A 14,513-nucleotide genomic window follows, 5' to 3' on the forward strand; every position below is an offset into this window, starting at 1 on the left:
TTCGGCTAACGATCCTGATGAATGTGAGCGAGTTTACGAGCGGCAACGTGGCAAGCGGTCGAGCTGGCACAGCTCGTTTGTGAAAAATGTTGTTTTTGGCTTGACAAATCTGCGGTTTTATTGTATATTTAAGGTGTATAGGTGTGGTGTGATACCATATCTGAAAATATTTAATACGAGAGGGGTATTAAAAATGATAATCAAAAAAATCACGGCGGCAGCTTCTGCACTTGCCATGTCTATGGGTATGCTCTCATACGCTCCCACAGCAGGTCAGCAGGACGCAGCTTCCACAGCAAAGGCGGCTTCAAGCTACAACTACGCTGAGGCTCTCCAGAAGTCGATGTTCTTCTACGAAGTACAGCAGTCAGGCAAGCTCCCCGAATGGAACCAGGTACCGTGGCGCGCAGATTCCATGGTGGACGAGGACGGCAAAGAGACTGATGTTGTTCCCGGCGGCTGGTTCGATGCAGGCGACCACTTCAAGTTCTGCCTTACAAATGCTTACTCGGCTTCTATGCTGGGCTGGGGCTACATCGAGTATGAGGACGCTGTTAAAAAGGCCGGTCTTGACGACCTCTACCGTAAGAACCTCCAGTGGGGACTCGACTACGTTATGGGCTGCGACAAGGGCGGCGGAAGCGTAGTAGGAACTATCGGCGACTTCACAGGCGGCTCTACCGACCATAACATCTGGTGCAGCGCTGAGGTATACCTCCGCAAGCATCATCTTAACAACGGCGACTGGGAGCGTCCTTATGACGTTATCAAGAATGCTTCCGTAGCAGGCCTTTCGGCAGCAGCACTTGCAGAGGGCTATATCATATTCAAGGACAGCGATCCCGACAAGGCTGCCCAGTACCTCAAGCACGCAAAGGATCTCTTTGAGGGAGCTGACAAGATCAGAGCCTGCAAGGATATCGGCGGCATGAGCGGAATGTACAAAACAGAATCATGGATCGACGACTGTATGTTCGCAGCTCTGTGGCTCTACAAGGCTACAGGCGACAAGGCTTATCTTGACAAGGTTGAAAAGGACTATATCCCCAACTTCCCGCTTGAAGAGCAGTCTACTGCAAGAAAGTATACATGGGGACTCTGCTGGGACGATACTTCACAGGGCGCTGCATTCCTCTATGCTCAGATAACACAGGATCAGGAGTGGATCGACCACTGCGCACGTCACCTCAAATACTGGATGGGCGAGGACGAGAAGAAGCTCCAGTCCATAACTCCGAAGGGACTTTCATGGCTGTTCCAGTGGGGCTGCCTCCGTCATGCAACAACAACTGCGTTCCTTGCAAAGCTGGGCTCTGATACAATATTCAAGGGCACTGCAAATGAGAGCAAGTTCGACAAATGGGGCGACTCACAGATGAACTACTGCTTCGGCGATAATGAAATGGGACTCAGCTATGTTCTCGGCATGGGTGAGAAAAGCCCTACAGCTATCCACCACAGAACAACTTCGGGCGTTCACGATGACCACTGGAATGACCTCGGTCAGAAGTCAAGCGGCACCGAGGGCTGGCAGACTGAGTATGCTCATACTCTCTACGGCGCACTTATCGGCGGTCCTGACAGCAAGGGCAACTACGGCGACTACAAGGTAGCAGATTACCAGTACACAGAGGTAGCTATCGACTACAACGCAGGCTATACAGCTTGTCTCTGTGCTATGATAGACGATTACGGCGGAACTCCGCTTGCAGACTTCCCGCCTGCTGAGATGCCCAAGTGGGCTGAGTGGGAGGTAGCTGCTGTAGTAAATGGAACAGCAGGTACTACATATACCGAGATAAAGGCTTGGGCTATGAACCACACAGCTTGGCCTGCAAGAGTTGCCAAGGATGTTGAGTACAGATACTTCTTCGATGTATCTGAGGTCATCGATGCAGGTCTCTCGATTGACGATATCAAGGTAGAGGGCAAGTCACAGCAGTACGAGAGCGGTCAGGGACACGCTACAGTTACAGGTCCTCACAAGTATGAGGGCGATCCTACAGGCAATACATACTATGCAAGCATAAAGTTCGACGACGGCAGAGCTATCCAGCCTACAGGTCAGAGCGAGCACAGAGACGAGGTACAGTTCAGGATCTCTATTCCTGACGCAGTAGACGGCAAGTCCACAGCAGGCGCTTGGGATACATCAAACGACTGGTCATACCTCGGCGGTCTTGCAAAGGCTACAGACCTCAAGAAGGCTGATTCTCTCAACGAGCATATGCCTATGTACGTTGACGGCGTTATCGCATGGGGCGAGGAGCCTGACGGCACTAAGTTTGTAGCTAAGCCGTGCACAAAAGGCAGTGGGAGTAGTACACCAGCAACAGGTACAACAACCACAGCTCCAAAGCCAACAACAACCACAACAACCTCAGTTACAACAACAACTTCAACTGCAACTACAACAGGCAGCACAACAACTGCTACAACAACTAAACCGGATCCTACTGAGGGTACAACAACTTCAATAAACCAGGGAGGAAACAGCGTTTCCAAGTGGGGCGACGCTAACTGCGACAAGGGCGTTGACCTTGCAGACGCTGTTATCATCATGCAGGCTCTGGCTAATCCGAATAAGTACGGCACAAGCGGTACCGATGAGCACCACATCACGGAGCAGGGTACTATAAACGGCGACGTTTATGAGAACGGCTCGGGCATCACTTCTGCTGACGCTCTGAGCATTCAGAGATATCTTCTCCACCTCATCGACACGCTTCCCGAAAGCTACAAAAAGTAAGCTTCGGAAGCTCGTAAAAGGCAATATAAGAAAAATAATGAATTAATTCATATTTTGGAAATAAGAGGGTTTTACAGCCCTCTTATTTCTTTTACCTTTTTGACATTGTACACAAAATTTTCACAATCCCATTAGGGAAATGAACGAAATTCCAGAAAACTATTTACTTTTTTTTCTCGATATAATATAATATGATTGGTAAACAGAGGTCGGTGCAAGCTCCGCTCAGGAGGCTCTGTTTAGCCCGTAATACAAGCATATAACCGCAGCGTTTGCACTGACACTGCGTTATAAGTTATATTCAAATTTTCAGGGAGGGTATTCAAATGCACAAGAATGCAAAGAAGCTTATTGCCAGCGTAATGTCTATGGCTATGATCATTCCTTCAGCAGCTAATCTGGTTGCTCCTATGAATGCATCAGCTGGTCTGGTCGTTGGTGAGAGCGAATTCACACACAAGGCACTTCCATGGCACACTTGTGAGTCATCACCTGCTAAGCAGGACTTCAACCTTGAGGACGGTTCATTCCATATAAAGGTTCTCGTTCCAGAGGGTGCTGACCACGAGAAGTGGGACCTTCAGGTAAGACACAGAAACCTCAACTTCAAGGCTGGCCACGAGTACAAGGTAAGCTGTAAGCTCAAGGGCAGCAGAGACGGTATGGAGATCTGCTCAAAGATCGGTAATATCGCTGGTACAGAAGAGTATTTCGAGCTCGACGGCGGTTCCAAGGATATGCACATGGGACCTGATATGGGCGGTCAGTGGCCACAGGCTGCTGTAAAGCTCACAACTGACTGGCAGACATTCGAGGGTACATTCAAGCCTACTAAGGACCTTGAGGCTTGCGAGTGGTGCTTCCACTATGCAAAGGGTACTAAGTATCAGGGTAATGCTCAGGAAGGCGACGAGATCTGGTTCGACGATCTTGTAATCGACTGCGTAACTTGTGGCGACAAGGAGCACGGCGAGGGCTGCTGCAACGCTGATCCTAACGAGGGCTACGGCGCTACAACCCGTGACTACAGTGCTAACTTCGACAAGAACCTCAAGAAGAACGGCAAGACTGTTAACTTCATTTCTGTAAACCAGGTTGGTTATTTCACAAATCTCGCTAAGATCGCTGTTCTCGGCGATAACAAGGGTGATATCCTTCACGGCGCTACAAAGATCAACCTCTCAGGTACATATACATGGGAGCTCGTTGACGCTAAGTCAGGCGACGTTGTTGAGACAGGCGAGACAGGCGCAGTTACTAAGGATGCTGATTCAGCAGACTCAGTTGCTAAGATCGACTTCTCAAAGGCTAACAAGCCAGGCAGATATTACCTCCGCATCAAGGGCGAGGACTGGAGATCATTTGAGTTCAATATCGGCGACGACATCTACACAGACAAGTCACACGATATGCTCAAGAACGCTCTGAACTACTTCTATCAGAACCGTTCAGGTCTCGATATAGAGGAGAAGTATATTACATCAGGTGATACAAAGACTCTTGCTCACGAAGGTGGTCATAAGACTGATACAGCTTATGTTCAGACAGAGTGGCACAATGAGTACCTCAAGAACGAAGAGGCTACATCTACATATGCTTCATCCAAGATCACAGCTAACAAGGGCTGGTACGATGCTGGTGACCACGGTAAATACGTTGTTAACGGCGGTATCTCTGTATGGACTCTCCTTAATATGTATGAGAGATCTCTGTACAATGAGAAGACTAAGGAAAAGTTCGCTGACGGTTCAGGCACAGTAAATATCCCTGAGAGCGGCGATTCAAAGAAGATTCCTGATATCATCGACGAGTGTCTCTATGAGCTCGAGTTCATGACAGCTATGAAGGTTGACAAGTCCGAGCCTACATGGGGCAGCAAGTGCGCAGGCATGGTTTACCACAAGCTCCACGACCACAAGTGGACAGGTCTTGCTACAAAGCCTTGGGACTACTCAGGCGAGAAGCTCGAGGACGGTTCAAAGGGCTGGAACACAGAGCGTATCGTTAAGCCTCCAACGCTTGCAGCTACACTGAACTATGCTGCTTGTGCAGCTCAGGTTGCAAGACTTATCAAGCCTTATGACGCATCAAAGGCTGAGTTCTATCTCCAGGAAGCTAAGGACGCTTATGCAGCAGCTGACAAGAACTGGTATGAAGCTTCTAAAACAGAAGAGACAAACAAGACTTCACTCTATGCTCCGTTCAACCAGGCTAAGGGCGGTGGTCCTTACGGTGATAACGAGGTAAGAGACGATATGTACTGGGCAGCTTGCGAGATCTTCACATCTTGTAAGGCTCTCGAGGACGGCGACGCTGATACATACCTCACAGCTCTTTCCAAGTATGATAACGCTTTCAAGATCCCTGAGAGAATCACTGGCGGTGAGAACCAGACAGGTACATTCTCAGTTCTTAACTGGGGTAATACAGCTTCCGCTGGTTCTATCTCACTTCTCCTTAACAACCAGTACCTCACAGCAGATCAGAAGGATACACTGATCACTTCACTCAAGAAGACTGCTGATGCATATATCGCAGAAGAGGAGTCACAGGGTTACGGTATCCCATACAAGTATGACGGTCCCGGATACACTGATGAGAACAACCTCTCCAAGGATATCATCATCAAGGGCTATGAGTGGGGTTCAAACTCAATGGTTATCAACAACCTCATGGCTATTTCTTACGCTTACGATGTAACAGGCGAAGAGAAGTACCTGAACGGTGTTGTTACAGGTATGGACTACCTCCTCGGCTGTAACCCGCTTTCATTCTCATATGTAACAGGTTACGGTACATACAAGGAGAGAAATCCTCACCACAGATACTGGTCACACGAGCTCGATAAGACTCTGCCTATGGCTCCTGACGGAGTTCTCTCAGGCGGTCCTAACGCTGGTCTCCAGGATCCATACGTTCGTGCACTCGGATTCGTTCCCGGCGAGGCTACAAACCCATCACAGAGATGCTTCGTTGACTCTATCGAAGCTTGGTCAACCAACGAGGTTACAATCAACTGGAACGCTCCTCTTGCTTGGATCGTTGAGTTCCTCCAGGATAAGGACGAGAAGTACACATACATCGATGGTCAGCCAGATCCAGGTAAGACAACTACAACTACTACTAAGGATCCCGGCACTGTTACAACAACCACAACTGTAAGCACACCTGACGTTAAGGCTGACGTTTGGGGCGACGCTAACTGCGACAGCGATGTTGATATGTCAGACGTTGTTCTCATCATGCAGAACCTTGCTAACCCGAACAAGTACGGTCTCAACGGTTCTGATGACAAGCACATCACAGCTAAGGGTCTTGCTAATGCAGACGTTGCTTCACATGGTGACGGCGTAACAGCTAACGATGCTCTCCGCATCCAGGAGTACCTCCTCAAGAAGGTTTCCACACTCGATCCTACTAAGTAATTAAATTACTTGAATAATCAAGAAGCGGCGATTATCGCCGCTTCTTTTTTGTTTATACGCCCTCCACTTGAAAAGTTAATAAATAAGTGATATAATAGTGAGTAGCGCAAATTTATCATGGTTAAACTTCTTACAGGGGGCGGTATTCTGGCAAATATTCTTGATTATCTTGACTGGCGCGGCGATGTTCCTTTTTCTGCCGATCCATTCAATGAAATAGACGGACTTATTCTTTCTCAGCTGTGCTACGTGAATCTTGACGGCGCAGTTTCAGACAGCTTCGATGAGGAGATATCTATTCCCGACGCTTACCGCAGATACCGACCTGACCTCATTGATCCGAAATCTACCATACTTACCTTTGAGCAGGATAATCTGCTTTTCAGAAAGCTTGCGGAGTCAAGGCGTTTCCGCGGCACTATGCTGAGAGGCTATGTCAGCGAGAAGCAGCACGCCGAGGATATGCAGTTCGCAGCTCTGACCTACAGGCTCGGAGACGGCAGCGGCTTTGCGGCATTCCGCGGTACTGACGGCTCGGTCATCGGTTGGAAAGAGGACTTCACACTCAGCTATATGCAGATGACCTCGGGACAGGAGAGAGCTATCACATACCTCAATCACGCCTTTGAGGGCAGCGAATGTCCCATAAGAGTGGGCGGACACTCAAAGGGCGGAAATTCCGCGATATACAGCTCCCTTTTCTGCGATGAGAGCATACGTAAGCGCATAACCAATATCTACTCATTCGACGGTCCCGGATTCCGCGATGAGATACTCAATTCCGAGACATACAAGGAAATGCTGCCGAGAATAAGGAGCTTTATACCCGAAGCTTCTATCGTGGGAATGCTGCTGGGCAGCGGCTCCGATCCGACGATAGTGAAAAACTCCGCTATCGGTATCAAGCAGCATTATGCCTATAACTGGGAGCTGAAGCGCAACCGCTTCCTCCTTGCAGACAGGCTGAAAAAGTCGGGAGACGTCATAAACAGAGCCATTTCGGGTATGCTGGACGACCTAAGCGATACCGAAAGACAGATATTCTCCGACGCCCTGTTCGAGATACTCCGTGCTCCCGATAAGGATACGCTGAAGGAGATAGCAAAGCTCAAGTCCTATCCGTCCATAATCAAGGCGATATCAAATCTTCGCCCCGAGCAGCAGGCGGTAATGAAAACTGCCTTCAAGAAAATAGCTCAGAACGGAACAGGCGCATTTTTCAAGTAAAGGATAAAACATGGATAAATACTTAAAAACATTAGAACTTGACAAAATACTGGAGATGCTGGCGGAGCTCACCTCAAACGAGGAGACGCGCCGCATGGCTTTAGCAGTCCGTCCCGACAACGATTTGGAGAGGGTTCGCTACGAATGTCTCAAGACATCGCAGGCGCTTTCACTGTCGGTGCAGTTCGGAACTCCGCCGTTCAGCAATTTCAAGGATATAAGCTCAGTGGCTGCAAGAGCAAAGCAGGGAGCTGTCATATCTCTCCGTGACCTTATGGATATCGCGGCTATGCTCCGCCAGATAAAGGCTCTTGCGGACTGGTACGCTCACTGCGAGAACGTGGAAACAGAGCTTAGCTATCTGTTTTCAAGATTGCAGCCCAACGACTGGCTGCTTGAAAAGCTGGAGCGCTCCATAATCTCTGAAAACGAGATAGCCGACGCTGCAAGTCCCGAGCTGGCTGCAATACGCCGTAAAATAAACCGCGCAGGTATGCAGCTCCGTGAAACTCTCGATAAAATGATAAAGAACAAGACCACTCAGCAGTACTTGCAGGAGGCGAATGTCACTATCCGTGACGGACGATTCGTTCTTCCCGTAAAATCGGAGTACCGCGGACAGGTCAGCGGTCTTATACACGATACATCGGCTACGGGACAGACCATATTCATCGAGCCTATGGCTATCGTCGAAGCCAACAACGATATCCGTCTCCTTGAAGCCAAGGAGCAGGAGGAGATAGAGCGTATTATCCGTCAGCTCTGCCGCGACTGCGGCGACTATGCGGATATACTTGCCGAGAATTATAAGGTCTGCACTGAGCTGAACCTCTATTTTGCAAAGTCAAACTTAGCGGCAAAGCTGAACTGCTCCCTGCCCGAGATAACCGACGACGGCACTATGCACCTGAAAAAGGCTCGTCACCCCCTTATCGACAAGAACAAGGCTGTTCCCGTGGAGATAAGCCTTGGCGAGGATTATCAGGCGCTGATAATCACAGGTCCGAATACAGGCGGTAAGACTGTATCTCTGAAAACTGCGGGACTTCTTGCGGCTATGACAATGTGCGGACTTCTTATCCCTGTTGCCGACGGCAGCAAGATCTCCGTTTATGACCATATCCTTGCGGATATAGGCGACAGCCAGAGCATTGAGCAGAACCTCTCCACATTCTCGTCCCATACAAACAAGGTCATCGAGATACTGAAAACTGCCGACGAGCAGTCGCTGGTGCTCCTTGACGAGCTTGGTTCGGGTACGGATCCCGTGGAGGGCGCGGCACTTGCCATATCCATTATCCGCCGTCTCATGGAAAGCGGCGCCAAGGTAATGGTGACTACTCATTATCAGGAGCTGAAAGTATTCGCAATAGACAGCGAGGGCGTGGAAAACGCCTCCTGCGAGTTCGACATAGAGATGCTGAGACCGACATATAAGCTTATCGTGGGCTCTCCGGGTAAGTCCAACGCTTTCGCTATATCCGAAAGCTTGGGTATGCCGTCGGATATAATCGCTGACGCCAAATCAAGAGTAAGTGAAGCAAACACCCGTCTTGAAGAGGTCATCGGCAAGCTGGAAGCAAGCCGTATGGAGCTTGAAAAGCAGAAAGAGGAGATATCACGTCTGAGAGCAGAAACTGCTGAGCACGAGGAGGCTATCCGTAAGGAGCGCGAGCAGCTCGAAAAAACAAAGGCTGAGGAGCTTGAAAAGGCGAGACTCCGCGCAATGACCATTATCGAGCAGACAAAGGCGGAGTCCAACGAGCTTCTTGACGAGCTTGACAGACTGCGCAAGGAAAAGGATAAAAAGGATTTCAGCAGCAACGTTTCGGGCATGAAGTCCAAAACGAAGCAGAGCTTCAACAAGATGTACGATACGGCAAATCCCGTGGAGAAGCGTGATCCCAACGAGGGCTACGTGCTGCCGAGAAAGCTCCGCCGCGGGGATACGGTGTACGTTGTGGACTTGCAGCGCAAGGGCATAATCTCGGGCGAGCCCGACGGCAGCGACTTCGTGTTCGTGCAAATGGGCGTTATGAAGACCAAGATGAACATCTCCCGTCTGCGTCTTGAAGAGCCCGAAAAGGTCACTGTGGGCAACAAGTCCATACGTCCTGCCCGAAAGATGAACAAGATAGGCGTAAAGGCTGAGCGCAGGGGAAAAATGGAGCTTGATATCCGCGGCTGTACCTGCGATGACGGACTGGTTCAGCTTGACGCATTCATAGATCAGGCAGTAATGTCCAATATCTCCACCGTGACTATTATCCACGGCAAGGGAACGGGACTTCTGAGACAGGCAGTCCAGAACCGTCTGAAGCACCACCCGTCCATAAAGTCATACAGGCTCGGACTGTTCGGCGAGGGCGAGGACGGCGTTACAATTGCAGAAGTGAAATAAAAAAGTCCAGCTTTGCTGGACTTTTTTTAAGTTGAGAGTTTAGAGTTAAGAGTTGAAAGTTGTGGTGTCGCCTTTGGCGACTTATTTGAATAAAATGAGCGAAGCGAATACATTAACTCTCAACTCTCAACTCTCAACTTTACGCCGTGACGGCGGCTTTTTTAGTCGCTGACGTCGGTATCAAGCGTGATACTTACGCTGTAATCGGGGTAAGCCTGCTGAGTTTCGGTGAGGATATGCTCATAGAGCTCCTCGCTGTCGGGAGCGGCAAAGTCTATGATGATATCGAAGTGTATCGTCATGCGCTTTTCGTCAAGATAGAAGCCGTGAATCTGCAAGACATATTCGTGGGACATGACGTTCCTGCGGATATCGCTGTATACCTGCGAAGCATGGTCGTTCTGAGTATTTACGGCATAGACGCTTATACCTGCAAGAATTACATTGTGCTCCACAAAGGTCTTTTCCGTTATGCGGTGCTCCAGCTTGTCGAGCTCCGCAACGGTCAGCGTGTCGGGAACTTCTATATGCACCGAGCCGATAAGCAGGTCGGGACCGTAGCTGTGTAGTATCAGGTCATATGCGCCCTGAACCTCGGGGAATGAGGTGACGGTCTCCTTTATCTCCTTGGAGAGCTCGCTGCTGATACGCTTTCCGATGATGCTGGAGAGACTGTCGCCCAGAATCTCCAGACCTGATTTGATGATGACAAGGGATATTACTGCGCCCAGCCATGCTTCTGTGCGGATATCGAATATAAGGTATATCATAGCCGCAAGGAGAGTTGCCGCAGAGATCACCGAGTCCAGCAGAGCGTCCTTGCCCGAAGCGATAAGCGAGTCGGAGTTTACGCTCTCGCCTTTTCTGCGGACGTAAAGTCCGAGAAGTATCTTTACCACGACTGCCGAAGCAACAATGATTATAGCGGCGGCGGAATAATCGGGCACAGGCGGGTGGATTATCTTCTTTATGGACTCCACAAGGGAGGTAACGCCTGCATATAGAACTATGACGGCTATCAGCGAGGTGCTGAGGTTTTCTATCCTGCCGTAGCCGTAGGGGTGCTTTTTGTCGGGACGTTTTTGTGCAAGCTTAGTGCCGATAATGGTTATCACCGAGGACATTACGTCGCTGAGATTATTGACGGCGTCCAGTATGATAGCGATAGAGGAGCTGAGTATGCCTACTACAGCCTTGAATGACGCAAGGAACACATTTGCCAGAATACCGATAAGGCTGGTTCTGACAATGACCTTATCTCTGTTCATTGAGGATAGCCTCCTTGATAAAAATGAGTTTGACGTCTTGCAAAAATATGATGATACTAATAAGGGGATTCCAAAGGGACTGTGTTCCTTTGGTCAGGTCAAGGGCTGACAGCCCTTGCAGGGTTTGGGGCAGCGCCCCGATTTCGACAGGCGCTTCGCAAAGGGTGAATTGAAAAACAGTCCGGTGGACTGTTTTTCAAGAGGGTGACTCCCTGCTGTGCAGGGAGATGTCAGCAAAGCTGACAGAGGGTGCCGGACACGATTAGTGTCGCCTTGCAAGTGAAGGCGTTCCCTTAATTCCTTCTTAATTTATCAATAATCTCCGCCCTTTACGTCGACCTCGTCCTCGATTCTGGAAACATCGCCTGTGAGTCCGCACCATGCGCAGGAGATACGCTCCTCGTTGTTCCAGCAGCTGAGCTTTCCGCAGCGTGTACACTGCACGAAGCATACAGACTTGCAGTAGGGACAGCCGTTGTACTCGTCAGCAGGGTAGAGGTTACCTCTTATCTTATTCTTGTCGAAGCCTTCGTGTGAGGCTTTTTTTACGTCAACGGGAAAAGCCCATGTCCTGAACCAGTCCCCCTGCCATTCCTCCACTCTTACTCCGTATATCTTCTGAGTTTCGGGGCATTTCATGAGGATAACTTCAGCTTTAGTATCAGTTTTCATGTTCAACAGCCTTTCTTTTCTGTTCGTCGCGGTATTCCGACGGCGAGCAGCCCTCGCACATCCTGAACTGGCGGACGAAGTAGTTATACGATGAATAGCCGCACTCTCGGGATATCTCCGTAACGGTCATATCCGTCTGAGCAAGCAGAGTTTTTGCATTGTCTATGCGGAACTGTATCATTTCCTCGATAATGCTCCTGCCGAAGTAGGACTTGTATATCTTTTGCAGGTAGCTCTTGCTAAGGTACAGGCTTTCCGCTATTTCGCTTATCTTCCACGGCAGCTCGGGGTTCTTCATTATCCTGTTGCGGAGCAGGCAGAGCTTCTCGAACTGGGGATTTGAGGTGGGCTCGGAAATGGTGTAGGTGTACACGCGGTTCACAGTTGCCTTGTACATGGCTTCTGACAGGTCAGAGGAACTATCCAGCTCAAGGCTGCAAACTCCCACGGTGAAGTCGATATTGCAGTTTTCCTCGCTGCTGAACTGAGTTTCGCGTATCTTGCCGCAGAGCTGCTCGTATATGGTGGGTACACGTTCACTCTCGGGACTGATAACGCATAGAGTCTGGGAAGACCATGCGCCGCATATCTCGCGCCCGTGTATGCAGGAGCGGAGCTTCTTGGCGAATGCCGCCATAATGCTGTTGGATTTTTCCTCGCCGCTCTGGTAGTAGGCTTTTTTCAGTCCGCCCAGCTCAAAGGTCATGCACTCGATGAAGCGGTTTCCCGAAGCCGCAGACAGCTTGGTTTCAAACTCCTGCTCGATACCGCTTCTGTTGAGAAGTCCCGTAATGTGGTCGTAGAGCAGAGCCTTGCTGGTGTTGAGTATAGTGCGGTTCATTATAGCCTTTATGCGAACCTGTTCAAGGGCGACGTTTACGTAGTTTATCCATTTCAGGTACAGTGAGCTGAACGAACGTGGCTCCTTGCCGAAGGAAACTGCGCAGTAGCCGAAGAAGTTATTGTTGTAGTGCAGGGGAGAGATGAAAAATGCGGAGGGGTAGCTGCGCTCCTCGCTGTAATCGGGGAGTATATCCGACGAGCTGAAAAAGCCGTGGGACTCGGATTCACGCCAGATAGCAGACTTCGCAAGAATTACCTTCATCTGGTCGCCTGTGTGGAAGCTTAGCTCCTCGGCGTTTTTATCCACGGTGGCGTCCACGTAGCTCTTGGTGAGACATATCCTCACCCTTCTCATTTTATGCAGGAAGTAGGTGTAATTATCCAGCCTGTCGGCAAAAGTGTGGATATTATCCGCATTTGTTATATCAAAGAGCATATCGCCATAGAGAAGCTGCGTCTCAAAGCGGCTGTTTATGCTTATATTTCGCTGTATGCTGTGTCGCAGGCTTGGGTTTTCCGCGCAGCCGCAGCTCTCTCCCAGACGGAGCTCGCCGTTCTCATTGGGGACTTTGCTGCATATCTTTCCTGTGATAATGCGGTAAAGACGTCTGAGAGCCTCCGCGCCAAGCTGGAAATTGGGGCGGCTGTAGCTTGTGATAGACGGTGAGGACTGGTAGCCCTCGATAGAAGCGTCGTAGCCCGTAACGGCTATGTCCTCGGGAACTCTGATACCTGCGTCGGTGAAAAGCTTGGTGAGAGTTATAGCCATAACGTCGTTTCCGCAGACTATAGCCTCGGGACGCTCCAGCTCTCCGCTGAAAATACGCTTTGCATAGCGCTTTGGAGCTTCTGTCCAGAAGTCGCCGTATTCCGTCCAGTCCTTACCTATATTAATACTGTGCTTCTTCATGGAGCTTTTATAGCCTGCAAGGCGTTCCTCGCCGCTGAATGTATTCTTCGGACCTGTCAGGCAGTATATTTTTTTATAGCCGTGGACGTTGATAAGGTGGTCGGTTATGGTCTCAAAGGCTTCGCGGTCGTCCACGGAAGTGGTCTCGAAGCTCTTGTGGTCGTTGTAGTCAAGGAGCATGACGGGTTTTTCCGAACGTTTGCATAGGTTGTCGATGTGTCGGCAGATGTCCTCGTCGTGGAAGGTGTTCCTGTCGTAGATGATGCCGTCAATGCTGTCGGAGAGTATAAGGTCGAGGACAGAGCGCTCGGCGTCCTTGTGGACGGAGCGGACGGAGAAGTCGTGGAGGGGCGCGATTACTGCGATATCGCAGTTGCTCTTGAAAGCCTGCGTGATTATGCCGCGCAGTATCTCGCTCTGAAAGTCTATATGGCAGTCAGCGATGATCACGCCTATAAGTATCCTGCGGCTCATATTATCTCTCCTTTCATGATCAAAATTCAGATATTCTGAATTTTGATACAGTTCAGAGTTGAGAGTGGAGAGTTTAGAGTTAGTGTGTTCGCTTCGCTCATATTATTTAAATAATGTCGCTGAAGTTCCTATCATAACTTTTAACTCTCAATTCTCAACTCTCAACTAAGCAATGATTTTGGCGAAGCAAAATCATTGCTTCTATATGTACTATTGTATCATAGTTCAGTGCCAAATGCAAGATGATTTTATATATTTGTCATGAGAATTACAAATAATCTTCTGAAAAGGATAGTATTTTTCATTGTATTTATGCTCAGATAATGTATAATATATGAAGAAGGTGTAAACGAATTACCGATTATGCCTTTCAGGGGTTATTATTTCCGTTTCGGAGATTAGGCACTTCGCACGGAACATCAGCTTTAGAAGCTGAACACAGGACAAGCTTAATACCCTCAATCCTTATATCTTTTAATCCTCAGAAAAATCTCCCCCCTCGGGAGATTTTTCTATTTTATCCGTGAACGTCCGAAAAATAGGC

Annotated in this window: 7 protein-coding genes; 4 read left to right on the forward strand and 3 right to left on the reverse strand. The window is 49.3% G+C overall.

Translation table 11 applies throughout. The features are described 5' to 3' along the window. Positions 1–193: 193 nt before the first annotated feature. The 4 genes from T497_RS0114285 (at position 194) to T497_RS0114300 (ending at position 9,802) form a co-directional block, all read left to right on the forward strand. Positions 194–2,749 (forward strand): glycoside hydrolase family 9 protein, encoded by a 2,556-nt coding sequence (locus tag T497_RS0114285; protein WP_028516206.1) that lies wholly within the window; start codon positions 194–196, stop codon positions 2,747–2,749. Between the two features lie 326 nt (positions 2,750–3,075). Next, positions 3,076–6,174 carry a glycoside hydrolase family 9 protein gene (locus T497_RS0114290; RefSeq protein WP_028516207.1) on the forward strand — a complete coding sequence of 1,033 codons (3,099 nt, stop codon included), beginning with the start codon at positions 3,076–3,078 and terminating at the stop codon, positions 6,172–6,174. Between the two features lie 117 nt (positions 6,175–6,291). Next, complete coding sequence (locus T497_RS17010; RefSeq protein ID WP_051530693.1) at positions 6,292–7,401, forward strand: Mbeg1-like protein; 1,110 nt, start codon at positions 6,292–6,294, stop codon at positions 7,399–7,401. Between the two features lie 10 nt (positions 7,402–7,411). Beyond that, entirely contained in the window at positions 7,412–9,802 is a 2,391-nt protein-coding gene (locus tag T497_RS0114300; protein ID WP_028516208.1) for an endonuclease MutS2, read from the forward strand. A gap of 161 nt (positions 9,803–9,963) precedes the next feature. On the opposite strand, the gene T497_RS0114305 is transcribed toward T497_RS0114300, so the two are convergent. The 3 genes from T497_RS0114305 to T497_RS0114315 form a co-directional block, all read right to left on the reverse strand. Next, entirely contained in the window at positions 9,964–11,070 is a 1,107-nt protein-coding gene (locus tag T497_RS0114305; protein ID WP_028516209.1) for a cation diffusion facilitator family transporter, read from the reverse strand. A gap of 312 nt (positions 11,071–11,382) precedes the next feature. Continuing rightward, complete coding sequence (locus T497_RS0114310; RefSeq protein ID WP_037325233.1) at positions 11,383–11,742, reverse strand: TerY-C metal binding domain-containing protein; 360 nt, start codon at positions 11,740–11,742, stop codon at positions 11,383–11,385. Continuing rightward, positions 11,732–13,969, reverse strand: coding sequence for a substrate-binding domain-containing protein (locus T497_RS0114315; RefSeq protein ID WP_028516211.1), 2,238 nt, complete (start codon positions 13,967–13,969; stop codon positions 11,732–11,734). The genes T497_RS0114310 and T497_RS0114315 overlap by 11 nt, the downstream gene beginning before the upstream one ends. Positions 13,970–14,513: the final 544 nt, after the last annotated feature.

It is taken from the genome of Ruminococcus flavefaciens MA2007, assembly GCF_000621845.1.
In the GTDB taxonomy this organism is placed as follows: domain Bacteria; phylum Bacillota; class Clostridia; order Oscillospirales; family Ruminococcaceae; genus Ruminococcus; species Ruminococcus flavefaciens_E.